Source organism: Caballeronia hypogeia, assembly GCF_001544875.2.
GTDB classification, from domain to species: Bacteria; Pseudomonadota; Gammaproteobacteria; order Burkholderiales; family Burkholderiaceae; genus Caballeronia; species Caballeronia hypogeia.
Window position 1 is genome coordinate 192605 of sequence record NZ_FCOA02000002.1, and the last position, 26131, is coordinate 218735.

Annotated in this window: 22 protein-coding genes; 12 read left to right on the top strand and 10 right to left on the bottom strand. The window is 64.3% G+C overall.

Annotated elements, in window-relative coordinates:
- Positions 1 to 19: 19 nt before the first annotated feature.
- On the top strand, positions 20 to 2611 hold the full coding sequence (locus tag AWB79_RS04140; protein ID WP_061166119.1) for a circularly permuted type 2 ATP-grasp protein: 2592 nt from the start codon (positions 20 to 22) through the stop codon (positions 2609 to 2611).
- Positions 2608 to 3504, top strand: coding sequence for a transglutaminase family protein (locus tag AWB79_RS04145; RefSeq protein WP_061166120.1), 897 nt, complete (start codon positions 2608 to 2610; stop codon positions 3502 to 3504). Before AWB79_RS04140 ends, AWB79_RS04145 begins: the two co-directional genes overlap by 4 nt.
- A 67-nt stretch (positions 3505 to 3571) precedes the next feature.
- On the opposite strand, the gene AWB79_RS04150 is transcribed toward AWB79_RS04145, so the two are convergent.
- The 4 genes from AWB79_RS04150 to AWB79_RS04165 all read right to left on the bottom strand — a co-directional run bounded on the left by AWB79_RS04150 (position 3572) and on the right by AWB79_RS04165 (position 8732).
- Positions 3572 to 4360, bottom strand: a complete 789-nt coding sequence (locus tag AWB79_RS04150) for a hypothetical protein (RefSeq protein WP_061166121.1) — start codon at positions 4358 to 4360, stop codon at positions 3572 to 3574.
- A 136-nt stretch (positions 4361 to 4496) separates the two neighbouring features.
- Positions 4497 to 6065, bottom strand: a complete 1569-nt coding sequence (locus tag AWB79_RS04155) for a phospholipase D family protein (RefSeq protein ID WP_061166122.1) — start codon at positions 6063 to 6065, stop codon at positions 4497 to 4499.
- A 37-nt stretch (positions 6066 to 6102) separates the two neighbouring features.
- Positions 6103 to 7443 (bottom strand): TAXI family TRAP transporter solute-binding subunit, encoded by a 1341-nt coding sequence (locus tag AWB79_RS04160; protein WP_232470814.1) that lies wholly within the window; start codon positions 7441 to 7443, stop codon positions 6103 to 6105.
- Positions 7444 to 7643: 200 nt separating this feature from the next.
- Entirely contained in the window at positions 7644 to 8732 is a 1089-nt protein-coding gene (locus AWB79_RS04165; protein WP_061166124.1) for a hypothetical protein, read from the bottom strand.
- 248 nt (positions 8733 to 8980) lie between these two features.
- On the opposite strand from AWB79_RS04165, the gene AWB79_RS04170 reads away from it, so the two are divergent.
- Positions 8981 to 9934 (top strand): D-2-hydroxyacid dehydrogenase family protein, encoded by a 954-nt coding sequence (locus AWB79_RS04170; RefSeq protein ID WP_061166125.1) that lies wholly within the window; start codon positions 8981 to 8983, stop codon positions 9932 to 9934.
- Between the two features lie 4 nt (positions 9935 to 9938).
- On the opposite strand, the gene AWB79_RS04175 is transcribed toward AWB79_RS04170, so the two are convergent.
- Together AWB79_RS04175 and AWB79_RS04180 are read right to left on the bottom strand one after the other, a co-directional pair.
- Positions 9939 to 10481, bottom strand: coding sequence for a TetR/AcrR family transcriptional regulator (locus AWB79_RS04175; RefSeq protein WP_061166126.1), 543 nt, complete (start codon positions 10479 to 10481; stop codon positions 9939 to 9941).
- A 57-nt stretch (positions 10482 to 10538) separates the two neighbouring features.
- Positions 10539 to 10958 (bottom strand): hypothetical protein, encoded by a 420-nt coding sequence (locus AWB79_RS04180; protein ID WP_061166127.1) that lies wholly within the window; start codon positions 10956 to 10958, stop codon positions 10539 to 10541.
- Positions 10959 to 11115: 157 nt separating this feature from the next.
- Between AWB79_RS04180 and AWB79_RS04185 the strand changes: the two genes are divergently transcribed.
- Entirely contained in the window at positions 11116 to 12246 is a 1131-nt protein-coding gene (locus AWB79_RS04185; RefSeq protein ID WP_374728525.1) for a peptidyl-alpha-hydroxyglycine alpha-amidating lyase family protein, read from the top strand.
- 81 nt (positions 12247 to 12327) lie between these two features.
- On the opposite strand, the gene AWB79_RS04190 is transcribed toward AWB79_RS04185, so the two are convergent.
- A complete protein-coding gene (locus AWB79_RS04190) occupies positions 12328 to 13248 on the bottom strand; it encodes a DNA-3-methyladenine glycosylase family protein (RefSeq protein ID WP_061166129.1) in 921 nt (306 codons plus the stop codon).
- 174 nt (positions 13249 to 13422) lie between these two features.
- Between AWB79_RS04190 and AWB79_RS39980 the strand changes: the two genes are divergently transcribed.
- Complete coding sequence (locus tag AWB79_RS39980) at positions 13423 to 13590, top strand: hypothetical protein (protein WP_198398963.1); 168 nt, start codon at positions 13423 to 13425, stop codon at positions 13588 to 13590.
- A 13-nt stretch (positions 13591 to 13603) separates the two neighbouring features.
- On the opposite strand, the gene AWB79_RS04195 is transcribed toward AWB79_RS39980, so the two are convergent.
- Together AWB79_RS04195 and AWB79_RS04200 are read right to left on the bottom strand one after the other, a co-directional pair.
- The gene (locus AWB79_RS04195; protein WP_061166130.1) at positions 13604 to 13966 is read right to left on the bottom strand and encodes a hypothetical protein; all 363 of its coding nucleotides are present in this window, start codon (positions 13964 to 13966) and stop codon (positions 13604 to 13606) included.
- A gap of 90 nt (positions 13967 to 14056) precedes the next feature.
- The gene (locus tag AWB79_RS04200; protein WP_061166131.1) at positions 14057 to 14809 is read right to left on the bottom strand and encodes a GntR family transcriptional regulator; all 753 of its coding nucleotides are present in this window, start codon (positions 14807 to 14809) and stop codon (positions 14057 to 14059) included.
- Between the two features lie 162 nt (positions 14810 to 14971).
- On the opposite strand from AWB79_RS04200, the gene AWB79_RS04205 reads away from it, so the two are divergent.
- The 7 genes from AWB79_RS04205 (at position 14972) to AWB79_RS04235 (ending at position 24929) form a co-directional block, all read left to right on the top strand.
- The gene (locus AWB79_RS04205) at positions 14972 to 16192 is read left to right on the top strand and encodes a pyridoxal-phosphate-dependent aminotransferase family protein (RefSeq protein WP_061166132.1); all 1221 of its coding nucleotides are present in this window, start codon (positions 14972 to 14974) and stop codon (positions 16190 to 16192) included.
- A complete protein-coding gene (locus tag AWB79_RS04210; protein ID WP_061166133.1) occupies positions 16189 to 16953 on the top strand; it encodes a 2-keto-4-pentenoate hydratase in 765 nt (254 codons plus the stop codon). Before AWB79_RS04205 ends, AWB79_RS04210 begins: the two co-directional genes overlap by 4 nt.
- A 53-nt stretch (positions 16954 to 17006) precedes the next feature.
- A complete protein-coding gene (locus AWB79_RS04215; RefSeq protein ID WP_061166134.1) occupies positions 17007 to 20036 on the top strand; it encodes an FAD-binding and (Fe-S)-binding domain-containing protein in 3030 nt (1009 codons plus the stop codon).
- 261 nt (positions 20037 to 20297) lie between these two features.
- The gene (locus AWB79_RS04220) at positions 20298 to 21587 is read left to right on the top strand and encodes an MFS transporter (RefSeq protein WP_061166135.1); all 1290 of its coding nucleotides are present in this window, start codon (positions 20298 to 20300) and stop codon (positions 21585 to 21587) included.
- Between the two features lie 58 nt (positions 21588 to 21645).
- A complete protein-coding gene (locus AWB79_RS04225) occupies positions 21646 to 22455 on the top strand; it encodes an enoyl-CoA hydratase/isomerase family protein (protein WP_198398964.1) in 810 nt (269 codons plus the stop codon).
- Position 22456: 1 nt separating this feature from the next.
- On the top strand, positions 22457 to 23695 hold the full coding sequence (locus tag AWB79_RS04230) for a CaiB/BaiF CoA transferase family protein (protein ID WP_061166137.1): 1239 nt from the start codon (positions 22457 to 22459) through the stop codon (positions 23693 to 23695).
- 85 nt (positions 23696 to 23780) lie between these two features.
- Complete coding sequence (locus tag AWB79_RS04235; RefSeq protein ID WP_061166138.1) at positions 23781 to 24929, top strand: DSD1 family PLP-dependent enzyme; 1149 nt, start codon at positions 23781 to 23783, stop codon at positions 24927 to 24929.
- Here the strand turns inward: AWB79_RS04235 and AWB79_RS04240 are convergent.
- A complete protein-coding gene (locus AWB79_RS04240) occupies positions 24926 to 25975 on the bottom strand; it encodes an FUSC family protein (RefSeq protein ID WP_061166139.1) in 1050 nt (349 codons plus the stop codon). The genes AWB79_RS04235 and AWB79_RS04240 overlap by 4 nt on opposite strands.
- Positions 25976 to 26131: the final 156 nt, after the last annotated feature.

A 26131-nucleotide genomic window follows, 5' to 3' on the forward strand; every position in this document is an offset into this window, starting at 1 on the left:
ACGGAAAGCAGAGACGGCCTTGGCTCATCAATCGACCTTGCCTTTCGACATCGCCGGCACGAGCGTCGATGCGCTCGCGCTGTTGCGCACGTTGCCCGCGCGCGAAGGACACTGGGACGAATTGCGCGAGCCGGGCGGTGCGTTACGCGAGCCGTGGCGGCAGTTCTTCGAGTTGCTCGGCGAGCAAGGCATTGCCCGGCTCGACGATGGTGTGGCCGCCGTTGCGCGGCAGGTGCGGGACAACGACATCACCTACAACGTCTACGCCGATAACGGTAAGCCGCGCGCGTGGTCGCTCGATCTTCTGCCGCTCATCATCGACGAGGAAGAGTGGGCGCTCATCGAACGCGGTGTCGCGCAACGCGCGCGCCTGATGGACGCGATCGTCGCCGATAACTACGGCCCGCAAACGCTCCTGCAGCGCGGGCTCCTGCCGGCCGCGCTGGTCTTCGGACATCCCGGCTATCTGCGTGCGGTAAAGGGTTACATGCCGCCGCTCGGCCGCTTTCTGCAGATCGTCGCGGTCGATCTCGCACGCGCGCCGTCGGGCGCGTGGACGGTCATCGCGCATCGCACCGAGGTGCCTTCGGGACTCGGCTATGCGCTGGAGAACCGGCTGATCGTCTCGAGCCTGTTCGCCGATCCGCTTCGCGCGATGCGCGTGAGCCGGCTCGGCGCGACCTATTCGCAGCTCATCGCGACGATCGCGCAAGCCGCGCGCGCGACCATGCGCGACGACGAAGGCGGCCGCGGCGATGGGTCGAACGAAGCGCCGCATATCGCGCTGCTAAGTCCGGGACCATTCAGCGAGACCTACTTCGAGCATGTGTTTCTTGCACGCTATCTCGGCGTGACGCTCGTCGAGGGCAAGGACCTCACGGTGCGGCACGACAAGCTCTATCTCAAGACGCTGGCCGGATTGTCGCGCGTGCATGCGGTGCTGCGGCGCATGGACGATGCGTTTTGCGATCCCGTCGAACTGCGCGCGGATTCGAGCATCGGCGTGCCCGGTCTGTTGCAGGTGATGCGCGCGGGCAACGTGATGGTGTCCAACGTGCCGGGCGCGGGCTTCACGGAATCGCCGGCGCTCAACGCGTTCTTGCCGGGCATCGCAAAGGCGCTGCTGGGCGAGGCGCTCGCCTTGCCGACGGTGCCGACATGGTGGTGCGGCGAGGAAGCCGCGCGCACCGAAGCGTTCGAGCGTCTCGAGCACGCGATCATCGCGCCGACGTGGCCCGGCGCGCAGGCCGATCAGGCGCCGGGCATCGATGCAGGCGTGCAGGATCTGGCGGCCTGGCGCGAGCGGATCGAGCGCGCGCCGGATGTCTTCACGTTGCAGGAGGACTTGCCTTTCTCCACTGCGCCGCGCTTTTACGATGGCGCGCTCGGCTCCCGTCCCTGCGTGCTGCGCGCGTATGCGATCGCGGATATGGACGGCGGCTTCAGCGTATTGCCGGGCGGCTTCACGCGACTCGCGGCCGACCGGCGCGCGACGGTGTCGATGCAATTCGGCGGCAGCAGCGTCGATACCTGGGTGATGTCGAGCCAGCCGGGCGGGGCGGTCCCGCTGCGGCCCACGCCGATGAAGCCCGGCGACTTGCGCAAGCATCGCACGGTGTCGAGCCGCGCGGCGGAGAATCTCTTCTGGGCGGGACGTTATGGAGAGCGCGCCGAAAACAACGTGCGCTTGTGCCGCTTGCTGCTCGGCATGCTGGAAGGCAGCGACGCGGAAGAACTCTTTCCGACGCTCGCGGAACTCGCGGCGCAATGCGGCTTGATCCCGACTGTCGATACGCTGGCGCGCAGCACGCCGCAAGCGTTCGAGCGCGTGCTGGTCGCGGGGTTGCCGGAATCGAGCCGTGTGACGAGCATAGGCGGCAATCTCGCGGATCAGGTGCGCGCGTGCGGCGAGATACGCGACCGCCTCTCGACCGATCACTGGCGCACGATACTCGCATCACGCAACGACTTTCGCGATGCGCTCGCCGATCCGAACACGGCGGACACGACGCCTCCCGGACGCGACTACGATCGCGTGCTGCTTGCCGGCGCGCTCGAACATCTGGCGACGCAACTGTCCGCGATCAGCGGCGCGCAGGGCGATCGCATGACGCGCGACGAGGCGTGGCGGCTGCTGTTCATCGGCCGGCACATCGAACGCGTGACGACCATGGCCACGATTCTGCGCGTGGTCGCCGCGTGCGGCACGCTCGCATCGCCTGCGGGCTTCGATCTGCTGCTGCAACTCTTCGACAGCACGCTCACGTATCGCTCGCTTTATCCGGGCAGACTCGAGGTGCCGGCGCTGATCGATCTGATCGTCGTCGATCAGACCAATCCGCGGGGACTCTATGGCGTCTATGCACGCCTGCGCACCAAGCTCGACGAGATCGCGGCGGCGGCCGGCGGCGCGCGACTCATGCACGCGACGCGCTTCGCCGACTTGCTCGTGCACGCCGACGCGTTGCCGTCACTTGCGACGCTATGCGAGACGCCGGCACTGATCGCGTTGTGCGACAGGCTCGTTGCATCGGTGAGCGCGGCGTCCAACGAAGTGAGCGCGCGCTACTTCAGTCATGCGAATACGCTTGCCGCGCAGGTGTCGTCATGAGTCCGGGCGTCGATGACACGGTGCTCGCGGTCACGCATCGCACGACCTATCGCTACTCCACGCCGGTGGAGATCGCGCAGCATCTCGCGACCATTCGTCCGTTGCATTGTCCGTGGCAGCAGGTGATCTCACATACCGAGCGCATCGAGCCGGTGCCGTCTTATGTGCATAGCCGCGTCGATGCATTCGGCAATGACCTGTTGTACTTTTCGCTCGATGCGCCGCATGAGCGTCTGTCGATGACGAGCGAGACCACGGTGCGCCTCACGCCGCGCTGGAACACGCTCGATGTCGATGCGACGCCGCCATGGGAAGAGGTCGCGCGACGCATGCGCTATAGCGCGGGCGCGCCGTTTCATCCGCAAAGCGAGTTCTGTTATGCGTCGCCCAATATTCCGCTCGACCTTGCATTGCGCGATTACGCAAAGGCGAGCTTTGGTGCGGGCACGCCGGTCGTTGCGGGCGCCATCGACCTGATGCATCGCATTCACGCGGACTTCGAATATCTGCCTTCGTCGACGGCGTTCGACACGCCCGCATCGCGCGCGTTCGAGTTGCGACATGGCGTGTGCCAGGACTTCTCGCAGGTGATGATCGGATGCCTGCGCGGGCTCGGCTTGCCGGCGCGCTATGTGAGTGGCTATTTGCGTAACGATCCGCCGCCGGGGCACGCGCGGCTGATCGGCGCGGATGCGTCGCATGCGTGGGTGTCGGTGCATTGTCCGCAGAGCGGCTGGATCGATCTCGATCCGACCAACGACGTGCTCGCGGACCTCGATCATGTCACGCTCGCGACGGGCCGCGACTATAGCGATGTATCGTTACTGCGCGGCATGATTCTCGGCGGGGGCGCGCATCACATGGATGTGGCGGTGAACGTGCTGGCCTTGTGAGCGGCAAGCGATACGGGCCGTGCGCTTGCTCCTGAAGTGGACTCGCGCAAGGCGCGAGCCCCACGGGCTAGACGTGCGCGGAACCTTTCGCGGCGAGTTCGTTCGCGTACCGGCGGTAGAGGATGGTCGCGGTGCTGGCCCCTTGAACCGCAGCCAACGGTAGGAAGAAGCCGTTCACGATGGACAGAAAAGCCGACTTGTCGCCCAGCATGACGCCCGCGAAGATCGCGAGGAACGCCGAGATGTAGGTGAGGGCAAAAAGCGCCAGAAAGGTTGCGAACATCACGGCGAACATGCTCCAGAAATGACCTCGGCTGTCGCGCCAGGCGGCGCGAAATTCGAGCTTCTGACTCAAGGCGATGCCGGCGTGTAACAGGCTGAGTCGAATCACAATGAAGCACGACGCGCACACAAAAGAGAAGGCAAACGCGCCGATGATGAATCGGTGACTCATCATCGTCCGGAGGTCGCCCGGAGAAGAAGCCAGTATCGTGGCAATGACGAAGAGAGCTATCGCGAGGCCAGCGAAGAGGGTGTAAATCAGCGCCAACGCGATAAAGCGTCCATAGCACGCGCCTGAATCCGGCATGAGCGGACGCGCACGCTCGCCGAGCGCCAAAAAGCGGCATACCTTGATTTGGAGGACAGGCACGACAACGAGAAGCAACGCGAGCTGGACCATCGATCCGATGAAGCGGCCCCTCACGTCGCTCTCACCGCCGTTGGGCCCCGCCAGAAGATACAAAAGCATGGAGAGCGCAATCGATCCCCAGAAAAGGCCGGGTATTTGACTGATGAAGCGGAAGGTGCCTTTCCAACTATCTTTGACGCATGCGCCGAAAGTCATTTCTTGCATGAATGAACCCGTTATTAATCTGCTGTTCGACTTCCAAAGGCGTGCGGCTTTGAGGCACGACGGAGGAGCGGCAGATTATAGGTAGCATTCCAGACGGATCTATCAAAAAACGTTCCGTGATTCATGCATGCGCGCGCTACAACTGCGATTCGATCGGCAAAATGCCCAGCATCCAGATTCCCGCGCGCTTCAGCGCCGACACATCCGGCTCCTTATCGAGCTCTGTCGTCTTGCCGTTGGCGTCGGTATCGATCCACACCATGCGCGTGCCGCCGTTCCCGTCGTCTCGCAACTCGACGCGCCACGCGATCCGGTCGATGTTCTCACCGATTCCATCCGCCACCTGCTGCGCCGCCGCTTCGCTTTCACAGTACACGCCGATCTCCGTGTTCAACTGCACCGAACGCGGGTCCAGATTCATCGACCCGATGAAGATGCGCTTGCGATCGAATACGTAAGTCTTCGCGTGCAACGAGGCTTTCGACGATCCGAAGGTCGTCTTCTTCGCGCTCTTCGCTTCATCGGTCGATGCGACGGGCTTCAGCTCGTACAGCCGCACGCCCGCTTCGAGCATGTCGCGCCGATAGCGTTGATAACCCGCGTGCACCGCGGCGACATCGGTGGCGGCGAGCGAGTTCGTGAGCACGGTGATGCGCACGCCACGGGCGGTCATCGAGCGCAGCCAGCGCACGCCTTCCTTGCGCGGCACGAAGTAGGGCGAGACGATCAGCATCTCCTGACTGGCGTCCAGCGTGAGTTCCTTGAACTGCGACATCAGATGCCCTTCGGTATCGCCGGGCGCGCGCGTGATCTTTGCGGGATCGTCGTAAAGCAGCGTGGCTTTGCCCCAGGAAAACGCGGTGCCGTGCGCCTGGAGCACGTTCGCGAGACGCTCGCGCACCTGCGCGACATAGGGCGAATGCGTCTCCGAAAGCAGATACGCATCGAGCTTCCCGCGATAGTCGGCGAGCGCCTTTGGATCGGCATGACGGCCCATCAGGTTCTCTATCGGATAGGCTGCGTCCGAGTTCCAGTAGAGATCGAACGCATTCGATACTTCGCGCACGACGGGTCCGTGCACGAGCACATCGAGATCGCCGAAGGCAACCGTGCTCGATGCGCCGAAGTATTCGTCGCCGATATTGCGCCCGCCGAGAATGGCGGCCTGATTGTCCGCAATGAGCGCCTTGTTGTGCATGCGGCGGTTCACGCGAAAGAACTCCATCGCCGAACCGAGCTTCTTGAAGCTGCGGTTCGCGACCGGATTGAAAAGCCGCACGTGCGCGTTCGGATGCGAGGCGAGCGCGAGCAGGAACTGGTCGTCGGCATCGGTGCCGAGGTCGTCGAGCAGGAGACGCACGCGTACGCCGCGATCGGCGGCGCGCATGACGGACGCGGCCATCTCGCGGCCCGTCAGATCGTCGTGCCAGATGTAGTACTGGAGATCGAGCGTGCGTTCGGCGGTTTCGCTCAGAATCACGCGGGCGATGAGCGCGTCCATGCCATCCGACAGCAGGTGAAACGCGTTGTCGCCGGGATGCGCGGCCTCGCTCGACGCGAACGCCGTGCCGAGACGCGTGTTCGACGTATTGGTTTCGGCGTGCGTTTGCATGCGCCCGGATTGCGGCGGCAGGCTGGCGCAGCCCGTTGCGAGCAGCGTCAACGCGATGACCGGAAGTGCGGCGAACCATCTGCGAAGCTTCATTCTTGTATGTCCTCCGCGTGCTTCATTCGAAGCGACCTCAGGCCATGCTCTTGTCCCGCCGCAGCGCTTCGCTCAGACGCGAGCGCACGAAGCCGACGTGTTCGCGCAGCACGTAAAGCGCATCGGTATAGGCGAGCGGCAGCTTGAGCGTGTCGAGCGATTCTTCGATGTAGTCGAGCTCGACGAGCAGCGCGCGCCGCTCGTCTTCGGTCGTGACGCGCATCGCGCCGCGCTCCACGGCGATCAGCGCGCCGTAATAGCGATAAATGCGCGAGCGCACGCGCCAACGATACAGTGCGGGCACGAGCCGCAACGCGGGAAAGATCAGCACCGCGACGGGCAACAACAGCACGAGCGCGCGATCGGCTATGTTCGCGAGCCAGAACGGCAAGGTGCGATACAGGAAACTCTTGCCGGAGCGATAGTACCGGCTCGCGTCTTCGCTGATCGGAAACTCATGCGCCACGGGGCTCGGGAACTGACCGGCGCGTTGCAGGAGGCCGGCCGTGCCATGCACTTCCTGCGCCGCCTCGATGAGCAGATCGGAGAGTGCGGGATGCAGGTCCGGACGCGCGACGATCTCGGCCGTCGGACTGATCAGATGCACGGTCTCGGGTGGAATGCGGCGGCCGAGATCGAGCACGCCGGGCGGCAGTTCGATATCGTCGAGATAAGGAAAGAGCCTCGTATAAGCGCGCGCCTCCTTGAAATCCATCACCGAGATGCCGGGCACGCGCAGCAGACGCAGCATCAGGCCGCGCGTTGCCGAGTCGCCGGAAAGAAACACCGCGTCGGCCTCGTTGCTGACGAGCTGCGTGGCGGCCTGCAGGCCGTCGGTCGGCAGAAGCTGCGTGTCGCCGCCCGGATAAATGCCGTTCGCCTCCAGCAGCTTCAGCGACAGCGTGCGCGTGCCGCTCCCCTCACGTCCGATCGCAATGCGCTTGCCTTCCAGTTGCGACAGCAACGTGAGCCCCTTGCCGCGATAGAACACGACGATCGGAACATACGTCACGCTGCCGAGCGACATCAGCTTCGACGCCTGTTCTTTCGTCGCAATGCCGCCTTGCACGAGCGCGAGGTCGACATGCTGCTTCGGATCGAGCAGGCGTTCGAGGTTCTGCACGGAGCCATCGGAGGGCAGCACCTTCAGCTTGATGCCGTTGCGCGCGAGCAGCTTCGAGTATTCCTGCGCGATGACGTAGAACGAGCTGTCCGGCTGGCCCGCGCTCATCGTGATGGTCTTGGGCGGCGCGGGATCGACGAGCCAGTAGACGAGTGCGGCGACGATCGCAATGATCAGCACGACGGGACCGGCGGTCCACGTGATGTCGTGCAGGACGCCTTTGGCATGATCGCGAGGCAGATGCGGGCGCTTCATGCTGTGCCTCGTCATGGACTTGCGGTGTGGTCGGCTTGCGCGTCGGGAAAGACGTCGGGCATGTCGTGCCTGTGTAGGAAGCGGCGTTGCCTCGCAGTGTAACGCCGCTTTCCGCATCGACAAAACGACAAGGCCGGCGCATGTGCGGCCGGCCTTGTCGATTGTTTCGTCGCGGGTTTCGTTGCTGCGCTGTCGTCTCGTTATGCCCAGTGCGCGGGAATCCAGAACCGGCCGACCCACTGACCCGGAATCAGGACCGGTCGGTGCGGCACGACATACACCGTCTTGGCGGGCGGCGGCGGGGCGACATAAACCGTCTTGACCGGAGCGGGCGCGGGCGCGACGTACACGGTTTTGACCGGCGCGGGCGCGGGCGCGACGTACACGGTCTTGACCGGCGCGGGCGATGCGACCACCACGGCCTTGGCGGGCGGCGGCGGGGGCGGCGTGACGACGACCGTCGACGAAGCCGGCGCAGGAGCGACCACGACCGTCGTCGAAGGCGGCGGAGGCGGCGGCACGATCACCGGCGCGGCGATCACCGTCGTGCCCGTGACGACCGGCGTCGTGGCGACCGCGACCGTCGTGCTCGACGTGACCGTGCTGCCGCCGCCGACGACCGTCGTGCTGTGCGAGCCGTTCGTGACCGTCGCGCTGCCCGAGGTGGTGACCACGCCGGGCGCCACGCTCGTTGCACTGCCCGAATGCGTGACGGTGCCGCCGTTCGCGGTGTTGACGGTGCCGGAGCGGTTGCAGGTGTAACCACCGCAATTCGTCGATGCATTGTGCGTCGAGGTGTTGCCGTTCGGGCCCGTCACCGAACCCGATGACGTGTACTGACCCGGCGCCGTGCGCGTCACGGTATCGCTGCCCGTCGCGGTCTTGCCGTTCGGGCCGGTCGCGCTGCCGGTGTGCGAGCAGCTTCCGCCAGCGCAGCTCGTGTCGCCCGCATGTTGCACGGAGCGGCCGTTCGGGCCGTATGCCGTGCCGGAGTTCGAGAACTGTCCCGGCGCGTTGCGCGTCACGGTGCCCGAGTTGGTGCCGACGCGGCCCCACGGATTTTCGACAGCGCCCGCATGCGAGCAGCTGCCGCCGCCGCAGGAGCCGACGTGCGCGCCCTGATATTCGCCGCGGCCGGTGTAGGCAGTGCCGCTGCGCGCCCAGCCTGCGAAGGCGGAGCTGCTGCACAGCGTTAGCGCGGCGGTCGCTGCGATCAGCAGCGCGCTGCGCACGCGGCGCGTGTTGGAGGCAACGCGGTCGTTTGAAGCGAAAGTCGATTCGTTTTTCACGGGATGTCCTTCTCGGTCCTTGGGCCACGTTGCGTTTCGTGTGGCGACGGAAGTGACTATAGAGAAGCGCTCCCGCGAAGTCCCGCGGTAACTTATTTCACCTCGTGTCATGGCATCGAACCCTTATGGAGAAAGGCTTTGCGCGATATCGGGCGCGCGCTGGGCGGTCGTTCGCGACATGAATTCGCGCATTGCGTCACACTGGCGGAAGCTGTCCGATTTTTTTTGTCATAACAATAGAAACCGCCATGTCCACATCCAATCCGGTCAAGGTCGCGATCCTCGACGACTACCAGAACGTCGCGCGCTCGATGGCCGACTGGTCGCCGCTCGAAGCGCGCGCCGAGATCACCGTGTTCAACGATCACATCGCGGAGCGCGGCGCGTTGATCGATCGCCTGAGTCCCTTCGATGTCGTGTGCGCGATGCGCGAACGCACGCCGTTCTCGCGCGACATCATCGAGAGCCTGCTGAACCTGAAGCTGATCGCGTCCACCGGCGCCGCCAATGCGTCCATCGATCTCGACGCCGCCGCCGATCATGGCGTCGAAGTGAGGCATACGGGCTACACGTCCGCGCCGACGATCGAATTCACCTGGGCGCTGATTCTCGCGATGATGCGCAACATTCCCGCCGAAAACCGTTCGCTGAAGGAGGGTGGCTGGCAGGTCGGGGTCGGCGGCGATCTGGCGGGCAGGACGCTCGGTCTGCTCGGTCTCGGGCGCGTGGGTTCGGCGGTCGGCGTGATCGGCCGCGCGTTTCGCATGAACGTGATCGCATGGAGCCAGAACCTCACGCATGAGCGCGCGGCGGAAAAGGGCGTGCAACTCGTCGACAAGGACACGCTCTTCGCCACCTCCGACGTGCTCTCGATCCACCTGCGCCTGAGCGGGCGCACGCATCATCTGGTCGGCGCGAAAGAACTCGCGCAGATGAAGCCGACGAGCCGTCTGGTCAATACATCGCGCGGGCCCATCGTCGACACGGCCGCGCTCGTCGATGCCTTGAAGTCCGGCAGGCTGGCGGGCGCGGGCATCGACGTGTATGACGAAGAGCCGCTCGCCGCAAACGATCCGTTGCGCTCCCTGCCGAACGTGCTGGCGACGCCGCACATCGGTTATGTGTCGGAAGAGTTGTACCGCACGTTTTATGGCGATACGGTCCGCAATATCGTCGAATGGCTGGACGCACGCGGAGCCTGATGCGTCACGCGCGGGGCGGCAGCAGCGTGAACAGGGTTTCGAGCGCCGTGCTAGCGCGGCGCTTGCCGTCGGCACGGCCGACCGCCAGATCGATGACCGCGAGCCCGACCGCGAGCGCATGCACCATCGACACGTGCTCTTTGCTGACGGCAAGGCCCATTGCTTCGAGCATGCGCGTGATGCGCTCCGCGACGCCGTCGGCGAGTTCGCGAAAGAGCGTGCGGATCGTGGGTTCTTCATCGGCGGCTTGCGCGAGCGCCATCAATACGCGCGTGTTCTCGTGGCGAACCACCACGTTCGCGATCGCGCCTGCGTTGGTCTTGAGCGATGCTTCACCCACGAACTCATCAATGGCCGCGAGCTGAGCGTCGATCGCGGTGCGCGCGACGGCTTCGATCAGCGCGAGCCGCGTCGGAAAATAATAGGTGAGGTGACTTTGACGCACGCCCGCGCGCGCGGCCACGCGCGGCTGCGTGAAGCCCGAATAGCCTTCTTCGCGCAGCGTCGCGAGCGCGGCCTCGAGTATGGTTTGTCGACGATCCTGCACGAGACTCGATCCTGATTTGGTTTGTGTACCAAACGTTAGCCTGAGGGTGCTGCCGCGTCAACCGTGGGAAGGCGGCTGAGGATTGCTTGCGGGATTCGTGTCGTACTTGCGGATATCGATGATCGCCTCGCTGGCGAGTTTCCGGAGATCGGTTTCGAGTGCATCGGCCAGGGCTTTTTCATAGACCTCTTCGTCGTTCACGTAGAGCGTGAACGATTCCAGATACCTGGCCTTTTTCACGGGGTTTTCAATGGTATCGCGCGTCCATCGATACAACGGATAGTGCTCGACGCCATCGTGCTCGGCCTGCGCCACGTAATCGGCGAAGGCGTCGTACTGGCATTTCACGCGGGCGTTGTGCTTCTCGAGTACGGCGTTGAGCGGCGCGAGCATCGCATTTGACGGGTCCGCACGCGCCATGGCCGCATGCTCGGGCGCGAGCTTGATCCGAATCTGGTATTGCCACGTCTCGTTCATGATGTCCTTTCATTGTTGAAAGCGATGAAACGGCCGCTTGATGCATGCGCTTCATGCACTACACTTCCTCTCGCATCGCGAAGCAATAACCATCATCGACGTTCATCAAATGCAGGCGAGGAACAAGAGGAGGGTAACAGTGAGTCTTCGACACTCGATGTACTGCCCATGTTGCGACACACAACCGGGCGCCGCAAGCCGCCGGCGTTTTCTGGCGCTGGCGGGTCACAGCGCGGCCGCGCTCGCGCTCTTTCCGCATCTCGCGTTCGCCGACAGCGACGTGCCGTCCATTTCGTACGATTCCGTTCCCGACCCGGTGCGCTTGCCGCACGACGTGTACTTCGGCGAATGCTCGGGTGTCGCGCTCAATTCGGCGGGGCACGTCTTCGTGCTTTCGCGTGGCAACAGCACGGGGCCGGCCTACGGCGCGGCCGCCGCGCAGCTTCTGGAGTTCGACCGCAACGGACGCTTCGTGCGCGAGATCGGTCATAACCTCTATGCGTGGTCGTTCGCGCATACGGTCAAGGTGGACAAACAGGATAACGTCTGGGTTACCGACAAGGGCTCGGACATGATCATCAAGTTCACGCCGGAAGGCCGTGTCGCGATGGTGTTCGGGCGCAAGCAGGAGGCCTCCGACGAAGAGACCGCGCCGCTCAAGCATCCCAATCCGCCGCTGCCTTCGGAGCCGGGGCGCTTCCGCCAGGTCACCGATGTCGCGTGGGACGCGGCGGGCAATACCTACATCAGCGACGGCTATATCAATTCACGCGTCGCCAAAGTGGATCGCGACGGCAACTGGCTCAAGTCGTGGGGCGATCGCGGCAAGGGACCAGGGCAGTTCCATACGCCGCACAGTATTGCCGTCGATGCGAACGGCATGGTCTATGTCGCGGACCGGAGCAACCGCCGCATTCAGGTGTTCGATGGCGAAGGCAATTTTCAGCGCCAGTTCACGATCGACGTGCCCGTGCCGGCCGATGCGCGTCCGGCCATCGGCAACATGCCCGATGAAGCGGCGATCGCGGCGGGCACATTCGCGCCGGGCTCACCATGGGCGATCTGCATCTCACCCGGGCCGAATCAGGTGCTGTATTCCGCCGATGCGTTTCCGGGACGCATCTACAAACTCTCGCTGGACGGCAGGCTGCTCGGTGTGCTCGGACGCTCGGGAAAGCAGTTGAAGCAGTTCGGCTGGATTCACGAGATGGCCTGCCCCGCCGAGAACACGCTGTTCGTCGCCGAGTTGCTCAACTGGCGGGTGCAGAAGCTCGTGCTGCACGCTTGAAACCGTGGTTCGCGCCGGTGATTCGATCGGAGCGATGGCATTTTGCATGCGTGATGTTGCATGCAATAGACATCGCTCCGATTAGCCGCCGCGCGCGAGCCCGGTTTCCATCGCCACGCCGTTCCACAGATGCATCGCCGCATAGGCGCGCCACGGACGCCAGCGTTCGGTGCGCGCGCGTTGCTGCGCGGGCTTCACGAGCGACGGGTCGCGTCTGGCGATGGCCTGCATCAGCACGAGATCGGCGTCTGGCCAGGCGTCTGGATCGCGCAGTGCGCGCATCGCGACATAGCCGACCGTCCACGGTCCGATGCCCGGCATCGCGAGCATCTCGCGCTTGAGGAATTCCGGATCGGCGCCCGGCGTGTCGAGCGGCAGCGCACCGGTGGCGACCGCCTTCGCGAAGCGTTGTACGGTTTCGATGCGCTTCGTCGGCATGCCGATCTTCTCCAGATCGGCGGCGGCGAGTTCGGCGGGCGTCGGAAAGCGCCACGCGGTGCCTTCGTGCGGATGGCCGTCGATCTTTCTGCCTGCCCGCTGCACGATGCGGTTCATGATCGTCGATGCGCCCTTCACGCTGACCTGCTGCCCGACGATGGTCCGAACCACGAGTTCGAAGCCCGACCAGGCGCCCGGCACACGCAGGCCTGGCGCCGCTTCGACGAGCGGCGCGAGTACCGGATCATCCGCGAGACAGCGGGCAATCGCGCGCGGATCGGCGTGCAGGTCGAACATGCGCGCGAGCGGCGCGGCGAGTTCATCCGCATGGCGCGAAACCGCGCCTTCCACATTCACGATCAGACGATGCTTGCGCTCGTGCGGCCTGGCTTCGAGCGTGCCGTCGTCGCCGCGCCATTCGATCGCGCGCCGGTACACGCCATCCTCCACTGATTCGACGCCCGCCGATGCGCGCCCGCCGATGAATTTCAGCATGCGGGTCCAGTCGAAAGGGCGCCTGAAAGGCAGTTCGAGCGTGGCGGAGCGGTCGATTGTCGAATTCATTTTGAATGCCGGATGCGGAATGCGACTGGGTCGACCGCAAGGGTCGATTGCATGCCGATCTTACCGCGTCGGACGTGGCCGAACGGCGGCTCTCGCGAGGCTCATTCTTCGCTAACACTCGGCGACCACAATGCGTCTCACGGACAGGACAACATCAGGGCAAAGGAGCCGAACATGAACGCCATCTCGATCAGTATCGTCGCCATCGTCATCACCGCCGCGCTCGCGGCCATTGCGCCCGTCACGCGTTATACGCAGCATGAAGTCGCGGTGCTGAGCGCGCATGCGGCAAGCGCGCGCCCCCGGATACAACCCGGCGCGGGTAGCGGAATGTCGGTGTGAGACGCCTGCTGGATTACCGGCCCCGAGCGAGTTCCATCGTGCTGGCGGTCAATAACTGCCTGAACTCGGGGTCGTGGGAGAGGGCCTGGCGTGCGCTCGTGACCAGTTGCGGACGACGGTCCCATTGATCGGAGCGCACGACGCAGCGCGAAAGAATGTCGGTGTAGACGGGACGAAGCCCTTCGCGGTCATGTGCCGCGGTGAGTCGGGCGATGCGGACTTTCTCGTCGCGCGTGAGTCCGCTGGTGAGGCAGTCGACGGTCTGCCGGTCCATGGCAGCCGATGCGGTTTCGAAATCCGACGAGTGATAGAAGGTGAAGCCCGTGATGACGAGCACCGCGCCGAGCGCGATGCATGTCCCTCGAATCTTGTTCAACGTATTCCCCGAATTGAAGGCTCTGACGGCCGTAGGCGCGTATCGTACCTTACAGCGGGGTAATTCGTGCGGGCGTTCTGTTTCCGAAGGCTAGCCCTCGCTCGACTCAGCACGATTCGCGCGCTTCCTCGGCGCCGACGGCTTGACCGTCGTGAGCGAGCGCTCGGCCAGGACCGCGTCGCGCTTGGAGAGCAGATGCTTGCGCAGGATCTCCGCCATGCGCTTGCCGTCGCGCGTTTCGAGCGCCTCGATCATCTCCTCGTGATCGTGAATGGCGCGGTCCCATTTCGGCGTCTGAAAGTTCGATCGAAACCGTAGCGCCATGAGGCGCCGGTTGATCGACACGTAAGTCTGACGCAGCGCCGTATTGCGCGCGGCCTCGTTGATCTTGTCGTGAATGGCCTGATTGCGGCTGTAGTAGCCGGAGAGATCGTTCTGCGCGCGGCAGGTGAGCATCGCAGAGTGCAACGCCTTGATATCGGCAATCTCGAGCGGTGTGATGCGCTCGCACGCGAGCTCGCCCGAAAACGCTTCCAGGCCGCTCATCAGTTCGAACATCTCGCGGATCTCGAAGTCGCTCATCTGCGATACCGACGCGCCCCGGTTCGGCGAGATATCGATCAACCCCTCCGATGCGAGCACCTTCAACGCCTCGCGCAGCGGCGTGCGCGAGATGCCTAGCGTCTCGCACAGCTTGCGCTCGTTGAGCTTCACTCCCGGCGCGAGCAAGCCCTCCACGATGAACCCGCGCAGATGATCGACGACCGTGTCGTGCAGGCGCAGGCGCTCGACCTTCGGCAGAGGAGTCGAGACGTGAGTCTCGGGAAAATCGGGATTTTGCATTCAATACCTCGGATTCCGTTTGCGGCAATTTTAACTCGACCATAGCGGAAAAAACCGCCAGCGGGTTATCCCTAGGCCATTCGGCCTATGTATTCCTTTACCCGGATAACTTGCTGCGCTATTGTATTTTGCATGCAAAATTACATTTAAGGACATGAACTCATGCTGAAGCTCGACTCCCATCCCGCTGGCCGTCACTTCCTGCAGATCCCCGGTCCGAGCCCGGTGCCGGACCGCATCCTGCGCGCGATGAGCTATCCGACGATCGATCATCGCGGCCCGGAGTTCGGCGTGCTCGGCCTGAAGGTGCTCGACGGCATCGGGAAGATCTTCAAGACGAGTCAGCCCGTCGTGATCTATCCGGCGTCGGGCACGGGAGCGTGGGAGGCGGCGCTGTGCAATACGTTGAGCCCGGGCGATACGGTGCTCATGTACGAGACCGGCCACTTCGCGACACTGTGGAAGAAGATGGCGGAGAACCTCGGTTTGAAGCCTGAGTTTCTCGGGCTGCCGGGCATCGAAGGATGGCGGCGCGGCGTGCAGGCCGACATGATCGAGAAACGCTTGCGCGAGGACACCCAACACACGATCAAGGCCGTGTGCGTCGTGCATAACGAGACGTCGACGGGCGTGACGTCGGACATCGCCGCCGTGCGCCGCGCGATCGATGCCGCGCAGCATCCGGCGCTTCTCATGGTCGACACGATCTCGGGTCTTGCGTCCGCCGATTATCGACACGATGAATGGGGCGTGGACGTGACTGTCTCCGGCTCGCAGAAGGGCTTGATGCTGCCGCCGGGGATCAGCTTCAACGCGGTGTCGGAGAAGGCGCGTGAAGCGTCCAAACGCGCAACCTTGCCGCGCGCGTTCTGGGACTGGACCGACATCATCGAGATGAACAAGCAGGGTTACTGGCCGTACACGCCGAACACGAACCTGCTGTATGGGCTCTCGGAAGCGCTCGACATGATTCTCGGCGAAGGGCTCGACAACGTGTTCGCGCGACATCAGCGGCTCGCGGCGGCGTGTCGCGCGGCCGTCACCGCTTGGGGGCTCGAAATCCAGTGCGCCGATCCGTCCGTCTATTCGCCGGTGCTGACGGGCGTGATGACGCCCGAAGGCGTCGATGCCGATGCGGTGCGCAAGCTCATCTACGAACACTTCGACATGTCGCTGGGCACGGGACTCGGCAAGGTGAAGGGCCGCATGTTCCGCATCGGCCATCTTGGCGATTGCAACGATCTCACGCTGATGGCCGCGCTTTCCGGCTGTGAGATGGGGCTCAGGCTCGCGGGCATCGGTTTGAAGGACAGCGGCGTGGCGGCGGCAATGGACTATCTGACGAGTCACGTCGCGAAGCCCGCGCTGAAGGCGGCTGCATGAGCGCCGCGTTCGACGCCGCCGCAGTCGCACAGTTTTTCGTGCAGGCGCGAGCGCATCGCGCGAAGCTCGACGGTTTGCCCGAAGGCGCTCGTCCCGCCAACGCGGACCAGGCGTATGCGGTGCAGGACGCGACGCTGCGCGCCATGCAAGCGAATGTCGCCGGCTGGAAGGTCGGCGCGAAGTCACCCGATGGTCCGATCCAGGGCGCGCCGCTTCCCGCCGAAGGCGTGCATGGCTCGGGCGCGCGCCTCGCGATGCATGCGTTCGGCCGGGCCGGTCTCGAACTCGAAGTAGCGTTCAGGATCGGCAGGCGCTTCGAGCCGGGCGGCGGTCCGTATCGCGACGAAGAGGTGCTCGATGCAGTCGAGTCGGTACATGCGGCGATCGAGATCGTGGTGAGCCGTTTCGCCGCGTGGCCCGACGTGGAGAAGCCGTGGCAGCTCGCGGACCTGCAGAACCACGGCGCGTTGATCGTGGGCGAAGGCGTGCCGTACGACGCGGCGTTTCCCTTCGTCTCGCCTTCGATGACCTTCACGCTCGATGGCGCTGCGCTCTTCCACGGCGAGCCCGCCAATCCGGCGGGCGACCCGCGCAGGCTGCTTGCATGGACGGTCAATCACAGCGTCGCGCGCGGGCTGCCCGTCGAGCGCGGAACCGTGATCACGGCGGGCTCGTACACCGGCCTGGCGATTCCCGATGCACCCGGCGTGGCGGTGGGCGTGATCGAAGGCTTGCCCGTCGTCGAATTGCATTTCGCATAACGCATTCATAAGGCCAGGAACGTATTGCGCCCTGGCGTTCACAGACAGCGACGATGCTCAATTCCCCGACCGACCGGCTCGTCAAGCCGATCCATCTGATGCCTGCCACTGCCCGCGCGAGACTCGCGTCCACGCCGACGCCGCTGCAGGCGCGTCTGCAACGCGAGTTGAAGGGCGACGTGCTGTTCGACCGCGCATCGCGCGGACGGTACGCGACCGATGCATCGATCTATCAGATCATGCCGCTCGGTGTCGTCGTACCGAAGGATCAGACCGATCTGCGCCTCGCCCTGCAGATCGCGCGGGACAGTCACGCCAGCGTGCTTGCGCGTGGCGCCGGCACGAGCCAGTGCGGACAGACGGTCGGCGAGGCGCTCGTCATCGACACGACGAAGTGGCTCAACAACATCATTCACTTCGACCGCGACGCGCGCACGGTCACGGTGGAACCGGGCGTCGTGCTCGATCATCTGAACGCGTGGCTGAAGCCTCACGGCCTGTGGTTTCCGGTGGACGTATCGACGAGTGCGCAGTGCACCATCGGCGGCATGACGGGCAACAACTCGTGCGGCTCGCGTTCGATGGAATACGGGATCATGGTCCACAACGTCGACGCGATCGACGCCATTCTCGCCGATGGTCATGAAGCGCGCTTCGGCAAGCTCTCGACCATGATGACCGACGTGCGCACGCGCGATCTCGTCGACGGCGTGCGCGGCATTGCATTGCGCGAAAAGGATGAGATGCGCGAGCGCATCCCGAAGGTGCTGCGACGTGTCGCGGGCTATAACCTTGATCTGTTCGACTGCCAGAGTCCGGTGCCCTTCACCGGCGACGGCGAGCCGAATCTCGCGAATCTTCTCGTCGGCTCGGAAGGCACGCTCGCGTTCAGCCGGCAACTGACCCTGAAGCTCGCGCCGCTGCCCGAGCACAAGACGCTCGGCGTGGTGAATTTCCCGAGCTTCTACGATGCAATGGACATGACGCAGCACATCGTGAAGCTCGGTCCCGTCGCGGTCGAACTGGTCGATCGCACGATGATCGATCTCGCAATGTCGAATCCCGCGTTCCGGCCCGTGATCGAAAAGGCGCTGGTCGGCAGGCCGCAAGCCGTGCTGCTCGTCGAGTTCGCCGGCGCGGATCGCGACGTGCAGATGGCGAGGCTCGCGCAACTCGTCGAACTGATGAGCGATCTCGGCCTGCCCGGTTCGGTCGTGCAGATGCCCGATGCAGGTCCGCAAAAAGCCTTGTGGGAAGTGCGCAAGGCTGGTCTCAACATCATGATGAGCATGCGCGGCGACGGCAAGCCGGTGTCCTTCATCGAGGATTGCGCCGTGCCGCTCGAGCATCTCGCGGAATACACGAGCCGCCTGACTGACGTGTTCAGGAAGCACGGCACCGAAGGGACGTGGTACGCGCATGCGAGCGTCGGCACGCTGCACGTACGGCCGATTCTCGACATGCGCCGCGACGGGGCCCTCAAGATGCGCGCGATCGCTGAGCAGGCCGCGGCGATGGTGCGTGAATACAAGGGTGCCTATTCGGGCGAGCACGGCGATGGTCTGTGCCGCGGCGAATGGGTCGCGTGGCAATACGGTCCGCGCATCAACGAGGCGTATCGCGACATCAAGCGACTCTTCGATCCCGAGAATCGAATGAGCCCGGATCGCATCGTCGCGCCGCCGAAAATGGATGATGCAGCGAATTTCCGCTTTCCGCCTTCATATCGTGAGCGCGCGTTGGAACCGCAACTCGACTGGTCCGCATGGAACGTGACGCGTGATCCGTTGACGGGCGAGGAGGGCGCACCGGGCTCGGGCGGCGATGCATCGAACGGACTCGCGAAAGCGGTCGAGATGTGCAACAACAACGGCCACTGCCGAAAATTCGACGCGGGCACGATGTGCCCGAGCTATCGCATCACGAAGGACGAGCAGCATGTCACGCGCGGCCGCGCGAATACCTTGCGGCTCGCGTTGTCGGGACAGTTGGGCGAAGACGGTCTCGCGAGCCAGGACGTAAAGGATGTGCTCGACCTGTGCGTGTCATGCAAGGGCTGCAAGCGCGATTGCCCCACAGGCGTGGACATGGCGCGCATCAAGATAGAGGCGCGCGCTGCATGGACGGAACGCCATGGTGTTCGCTTGCGCGAGCGGCTGACCGCATTTCTGCCGCGTTATGCGCCGTACGCCAGCCGTGTGCCCGCGTTGTCAGCGGCGTTCGAAGCGGGTATGCCGGGTATCGCGCGCTGGCTCAAGACCCGGCTCGGTCTCGCGCCTCAACGCGCGTTTCCACGCTTCACGAAGCCCTTCCTCGCGGACGCGCCGGCGAGACCGGTTGCATCCGCAACCAGCGAAGTTCTGCTTTTCGTCGATACGTTCAACAACTACATGGAGCCCGACAACGCGCGCGCCGCGCAGCGCGTGCTGGAAGCGGCGGGCTACACGGTGCACTTCAACGTGAAGCCGGGCGAGCGGCCGCTATGTTGCGGACGCACGTTCCTGTCGGCGGGGCTCGTCGATGAAGCGAAGACCGAAGCCCGCCGCGCGCTCGATGCGCTGATGCCGTATGTCGAACGCGGCGTCGCGATCGTCGGCCTTGAGCCGTCCTGTCTGCTCTCGTTGCGCGACGAGTTCCTCGGCTACGGATTCGGCGACGCCGCGCGCAAGCTCGCGCAGGCATCGTTTCTGTTCGAGGAATTCCTCGTGCGCGAAGAGGCGGCCGGGCGTCTGAAGCTGAAGTTCAAGCCCTTGCAAACGCCGAAGGCGCTGCTGCATGGACATTGCCATCAGAAGGCTTTCGACGCCGTGCGTCCCATCGAAAAGGTGCTCGCGTGGATTCCGGGCCTCGATGTGAAGCCGATCGAATCGTCGTGTTGCGGCATGGCAGGAAGCTTTGGCTACGAAGCGGAGCACTACGAGGCATCGCAGGCGATGGCTGAGCTGGCGCTGCTGCCGGCGGTGCGCAAGGCGGCCGATGCCGTGATCGTCGCGGACGGCACCAGTTGCCGTCATCAGATCGCGGACGGCGCGCAACGCGAAGCGCTTCATGTGGCACGCGTGCTCGCGATGGCACTTGATTAGAAGGATTGACGACAGCGGGAAGAAGCATTCACTCATCGACACATAACAGCGGACGGCGACGAACCGCGATCAGGAGACAAGCCATGACATCACCGCGCAAACCACGCATCCGCAGCTTGCGCCGGCGCACGCAATAAGCGCGATTCCCGGGCAGAAGCACTCATCCGACGTACCACACGCGAAGTTCCGCATGCCGTGACTCACGGCGCCTCTCGATGACCGAAGGCGCCTCGCCCACGCACGCGGTTACACAAGGAGACGATGATGTTCCGTCGAGCCACGACGCGCGTTTTGCTGCTGCTATGCGCGATGTATTTCATCACCTATATCGACCGGGTCAATGTCAGCACCGCGGCGAGTCAGTTCGGCGCCGAGCTGGGCCTCTCGCACACGCAAGTCGGTTTCGTTTTTTCCGCGTTCGCCTATCCGTATCTCGTGTTTCAGATCATTGGCGGATGGGTCGGTGACCGCTTCGGTCCGCGCCGCACGCTCACGCTCTGCGCGATCATCTGGGCCGGCGCGACCGTGCTGACCGGTCTGGCGGGCGGCTTCGCATCGCTGATCGTCGCGCGCGTGCTGCTCGGACTCGGCGAAGGCGCGACCTTTCCGACCGCGACGCGCGCGATGTCCAACTGGATGCCCGCCGATCAGCGCGGTTTCGCGCAAGGCATCACGCATGCGGCATCGCGTATCGGCAATGCAGTGGCGCCGCCGCTGATCGTCTGGCTGATGGTCGCGACGAGCTGGCGCGGCGCGTTCATCATCACCGGGATCATCAGCTTTCTGTGGGCGATCGCATGGGTCTTCTACTTCCGCGATAACCCGCGCGACCATCCGCGCATCACGGAGACGGAATGCGCCACGCTCTCGACCTACTCGGGCGTGAAGCAACGCACGCCGGTGCCCTGGCGCAAGCTGCTCGGCCGCATGGCGCCCGTCACGGCCGTGTATTTCTGCTATGGCTGGGTGCTGTGGCTCTTCCTCGGCTGGATTCCACAGTACTTCCTGCACAACTATCACATGCAGCTCGGCAAGTCGGCGCTGTTCGCCTCGGGCGTATTCTTCGCGGGCGTGCTCGGCGACTGGCTCGGCGGCTCGCTCACCGATCGCATCCTGAGAAAGAGCGGCAACGTGCGCCTGGCGCGCAACGTGATGGTCGGCGTATGCATGCTGCTCACATTGCTTTCGCTCGCGCCGATCATGTTCATCTCGAACATCTCGATCACGGTCGCGGCGCTGTGCCTTTCTGCCGGCTTCTTCTTCAACGAAATGACGATCGGCCCGATGTGGTCCGTGCCGATGGACATCGCACCGAAGCATTCGGGCACCGCTGCCGGCATCATGAATTCCGGCTCGGCGCTTTCGGCGATCATCAGCCCGGTAGTCGGAGGCTGGCTGATCGACCGCACCGGCAACTGGAACCTGCCGTTCACGGTGTCGATGATCCTGATGGCGGTTGGCATCATCCTCTCGTTCACCATGCGCCCGGACCGCGCGCTCGAAGTGGAGGAGGAAAAGGAAGACGCCGCGCAGGGGCGCGAGTTCGTCTGATCGGCGAATGTCACGGTGCAATGCATTCCGCATGCATTGCACCGATCCGGAATAACGCATGCAGTATTCAAACTACGGAGGCGATGTGGCGGAACCATCCATCCTGATCGAGCGCGACGGCGATATCGCGACGGTCGTCATCGACCGGCCCGACAAGCTCAACGCGATGACCAAGCCCTTGTGGCGCTCGCTCGGGGAGACCATCGAAACACTGTCCGGCGATGACACGCTGCGTTGCATCGTGTTGCGTGGCGCGGGCGAGAAAGCCTTCTCTCCCGGTAACGACATCGCCGAATTCCGTACGGATCGCGCCAACGTCGAGCAGGCGCGCGAGTACGGCGCGATCATGCATCGCACTTTGCATGCATTGCACGAGTGCCGTCATCCGATCGTCGCGATGATTCACGGCATCTGCGTCGGCGGCGGTCTTGAGATTGCCGCGATGTGCGACCTGCGCATCTGCGGCGAATCGAGCCGCTTCGGCGTGCCCATCAAGAACCTCGGGCTCGTGATGGCGCACGCGGAAATGGAGGGACTGGTGCGTCTGGCTGGTCCGGCTGTGGCGCTCGAACTCCTGCTCGAAGGACGCATCTTCGATGCCAGGGAGGCGCTCGCGAAAGGCCTCGTCACGCGCGTCGTCGCGGATGCGGAAGTCACCGCGCACGCCCGTGAGACCGCGCGGCGCATCGCGGATGGCGCGCCGCTCGTCGCGCGCTGGCACAAGCAGTTCGTGCGTCGCGTGATGGACCCCGCGCCGCTCGGCGACGAAGAGCGTGACGAAGGTTTCGCCTGCTTCGGCACGGAAGATTTCCGCACCGGCTATCAGGCTTTCCTCGACAAGATCAAACCGCAATTCAAGGGACGTTGACATGTCAGACATCAAACCAGCGGCCGCGCCCGGCGCGGGACCGCTCGCGGGCATGCGCGTGGTCGAGCTCGCGCACATCATGTCGGGACCGATCTGCGGGATGATGCTCGCGGATATGGGCGCGGATGTCATCAAGGTCGAAAAGATTCCGAATGGCGACGATTGCCGGCGTTTCGCTCCGATTCTGGCGAGCGGCGAATCGGCGTCGTTCATGATCGTGAACCGCAACAAGCGCGGCATCGCCCTCAATCTCAAGACCGAGGGCGGCAAGGAAGTGCTCCGCAAGATGCTCGCAAGCGCGGACGTCGTGACCGAAAACTATCGGCGCGGCACGATGGAAAAGCTCGGCATGGGCTACGACATGCTCAAGGCCATGAATCCCGGCCTCATCTATTGCGCGATTTCCGGCTATGGCCGCAGCGGGCCGATGGCCGACAAGGGCGGCTTCGATCTGATCGCGCAAGGTCTGAGCGGACTCATGAGCATGACCGGCGAGCCGGGGCAGGCGCCGATCAAGGCAGGCTCGCCCGTCACCGACATCAACGCGGGCATTCTCGCCGCGCTCGGCATCAGCGCGGCCTATGCGAGAAAGCAGGCGACTGGTCTGGGCCAGATGGTCGACACGTCGCTGTTCGAAGCGGGCTTGCAGCAGATGTACTGGGCCTTCGCCAACTACTTCGCCGACGGCACCGTGCTGCCCAAAGCGGGCTCGGCCAATCCGACGAGTGCGCCGTATCAGGCGTTTCGCACACGCGACGGCTGGGTCAATATTGGCGCAGCCAATCAGAGCAACTACGAGCGGCTCGTCGGGGTGTTGAACATTCCCGGGCTGGCCGAAGATGAGCGCTTTCAGACCAACGCGGGGCGCCTGAAACATCGGGAGCTGCTGGTGGAGATTCTGACCGCGCGCCTCGTCGAGCGGACCACCGATGAATGGCTCGTCTCGTTCGATGAAATCGGCTTGCCGAGCGGCGCGGTTCTCGGTGTGCCCGAAGCGTCGTCGCACGAGCAGGCCATCGCGCGCGGGATGATCGTCGAAACCGAGCATCCGCTGGCGGGCCCGATGCGCGGCATCGGCTTGCCGATTCACTTCTCCGAAGGGTGCACCAGGGTATCGCGCCCCGCTCCGCTATTGGGACAGCACACGAGCGAAGTGCTCAACGAATACGGCTTCGACGATACCCGCATTCAGGCGCTCAAGGAGGAAGGCGCGATCCTTGAAACGGAAGTTCCCGCGTGATGGGCGGACTCGGGTGCTCGGCATTCTGCATTCATCATGCAGAATGCCGGGCTATGATGTTCTCACTCCTACGCCACGAAACGCCATGACACTTTCACCCCCTCCTGCCGCCCGCGTGGGCGACGCGCTCGTATCGGTCGGCACGCCGTCACTGATCATCGACCTGGACGCCTTCGACGCGAATCTCGCCGCGATGTCCGCATTCGCGGCGCGCCACGGCGTCGCCTTGCGTCCGCATGCCAAGGCGCACAAATCCAGTGCAATCGCGCAGCGTCAGATCGATTCTGGGGCCGTCGGTGTGTGTTGTCAGAAGTTGTCGGAGGCGTATCCGTTCGCTGCCGCGGGCATTGCGAGCATCCATGTGAGCAATGAGTTCGTCGGCGCGGACAAGCTTGCCATGGCCGTCGAACTCGCCTCGCACGTGCGGCTTTCCGTGTGCGTGGATGCATTGCCGCAAGTGCAGGCCGTGGGGGAAGCGGCCGCGCGCGCTGGCGTGACGATAGACGTGCTGCCCGAAGTCGACGCCGGGCAGCATCGTTGCGGCGTAACCAGCGAAGACGCGCTCATCGAACTCGTGGACGCGATCGGCGCGCAAAGCGCATTGCGCTTCACCGGGATTCAGGCATATCACGGCGGCATACAGCACGTCGCCGACTGGCACGCGCGCAAGAGCGAAGCGCGCCGCGCCGCCGACAGCGCTGCACGCTACGTGCGCGCGCTCGAAGCGCGCGGCATGCGTTGCGCGATCGTGACGGGCGGCGGGACGGGCACCGTCGAGTTCGATGCCGCGAGCGGCGTCTACACCGAGCTTCAGCCCGGTTCCTATCTGTTCATGGACGGTGACTATGGCGGCATCGGCTGGGGCGGCGAAATGCGCTGGCGTCACAGTCTGTTCGTGCTGTCCACGGTGATGAGCGCGACGCGTCCCGGCATGGCTGTATGCGATGTCGGCTTGAAGGGGCTCGCGGTGGATTCAGGGCTGCCGCGCAGCGCGCGTTGGCTCGACCCGAGCATTGAACCGGTGCTGACCTACGGCTCCGCGAACGACGAGCACGGCATGCTTCAGGCGCACGGCGCACCGGAGGACGACCTGGCGGAACTCGTCGGCAAGCGGCTCCTTCTGCCCCCCGGGCATTGCGATCCGACCGTGAATCTCTACGACGAATACGTTTGCTTTCGCGGCGCCCACGTGACCGATATCTGGCCGATCGACGCGCGCGGCCTCTCGCGCTAGGCTGACTGTTCTTTGGGCGGATAGATCGTCGAGATCAGCGCATCGAGATCGGTCACGATGAGATCGATCACGAATTGCGCGACTTCCTGCGCGCCGTGCGTCGACTCCTGCGCCGCGAGCATGTCCTTGAGTTCGCTCACGGCGCCGCGCGCGCGTACGAGTCCGGCGTCGTCCTGGCGCGGCGATGCCAGCACGCTCGCAAGCGTCTCGAACAGCGCCTGCAGTTCGCGGCCTGTTTCGCCGAAGCGCGCCGCGCACGTATTGGCATCGACGCGCGACACGGCCTTTGCGAGAAACAGCGCATCGCTGTGCAGACGGCGCAGGAACGGCGCGGCTTTGTCGATGGCGTCCGAGCGCCGGTTCTGCACGAGCACGATGATGTGTTCTCGTTCGGCTTCCTTCAACGCATCGTCGAGCGCCTTTTGTGCGTCCGTGCTTTGCGCTTCGAGGCGCATTGCGCGGGCTTCGTCCTTGTCGCCGGAAAGATGCAGGCCGATCAATTGGCCGAGGCTTTTCAAGGTATCGGCGACGCCGCGATGCGCGGCCGTGAGCGCACGATTCGGCCAGATAGCCGACACGACGAACGACGACGCCGCGCCGATCAAGATCTCCAGCACGCGATGCATTGGCCGCTCGAAGGGCGAGCCTGGTCCGGCGGGAATCAGCACGACGATCACGAGAGTGACGCACGCGAGCCTGAACGCGGGTCGCTTCGCGCTCAAGGTGGCGAGCGGCACGAGTCCGACCGTGAAGACGGCGAGCGGCGGCGCGCCACGTTCCATGGCGACGATGCCGAGCACCCCCACTACCGCGCCGATGAACGCGCCGATGATCTGGTCGCGCGCCGTATCGACCGCTTGCGTGAGGCTCGGCTGCGTCACGATGACGAGCGTCGTGATGAGCGCCCAATAGCCTTCGGGCAATGCGGCGAGACGCGCTGCGCCATAGCTGATCGCGCAGCTCAGAAGCGTGCGGGCGAGCCGTCTGGCTTCGGGCGCGCCGAAGAATGCGCGCAAGCGGCGTCGAGTGCGGGTGATCGCGATCATGCGCTCTTGTATGAGTGACGAAGTCGCGGCGGATGCGCGCGTCCGATGCCGCATTATGCCAATACGCGCGACGAGGACGTTGCAGGAAACGAGGACGAAAAATGAAGAAGGCGACACACACCCATGAAGCTGGGCGTGTTGCCGCCTTGGTGTCGC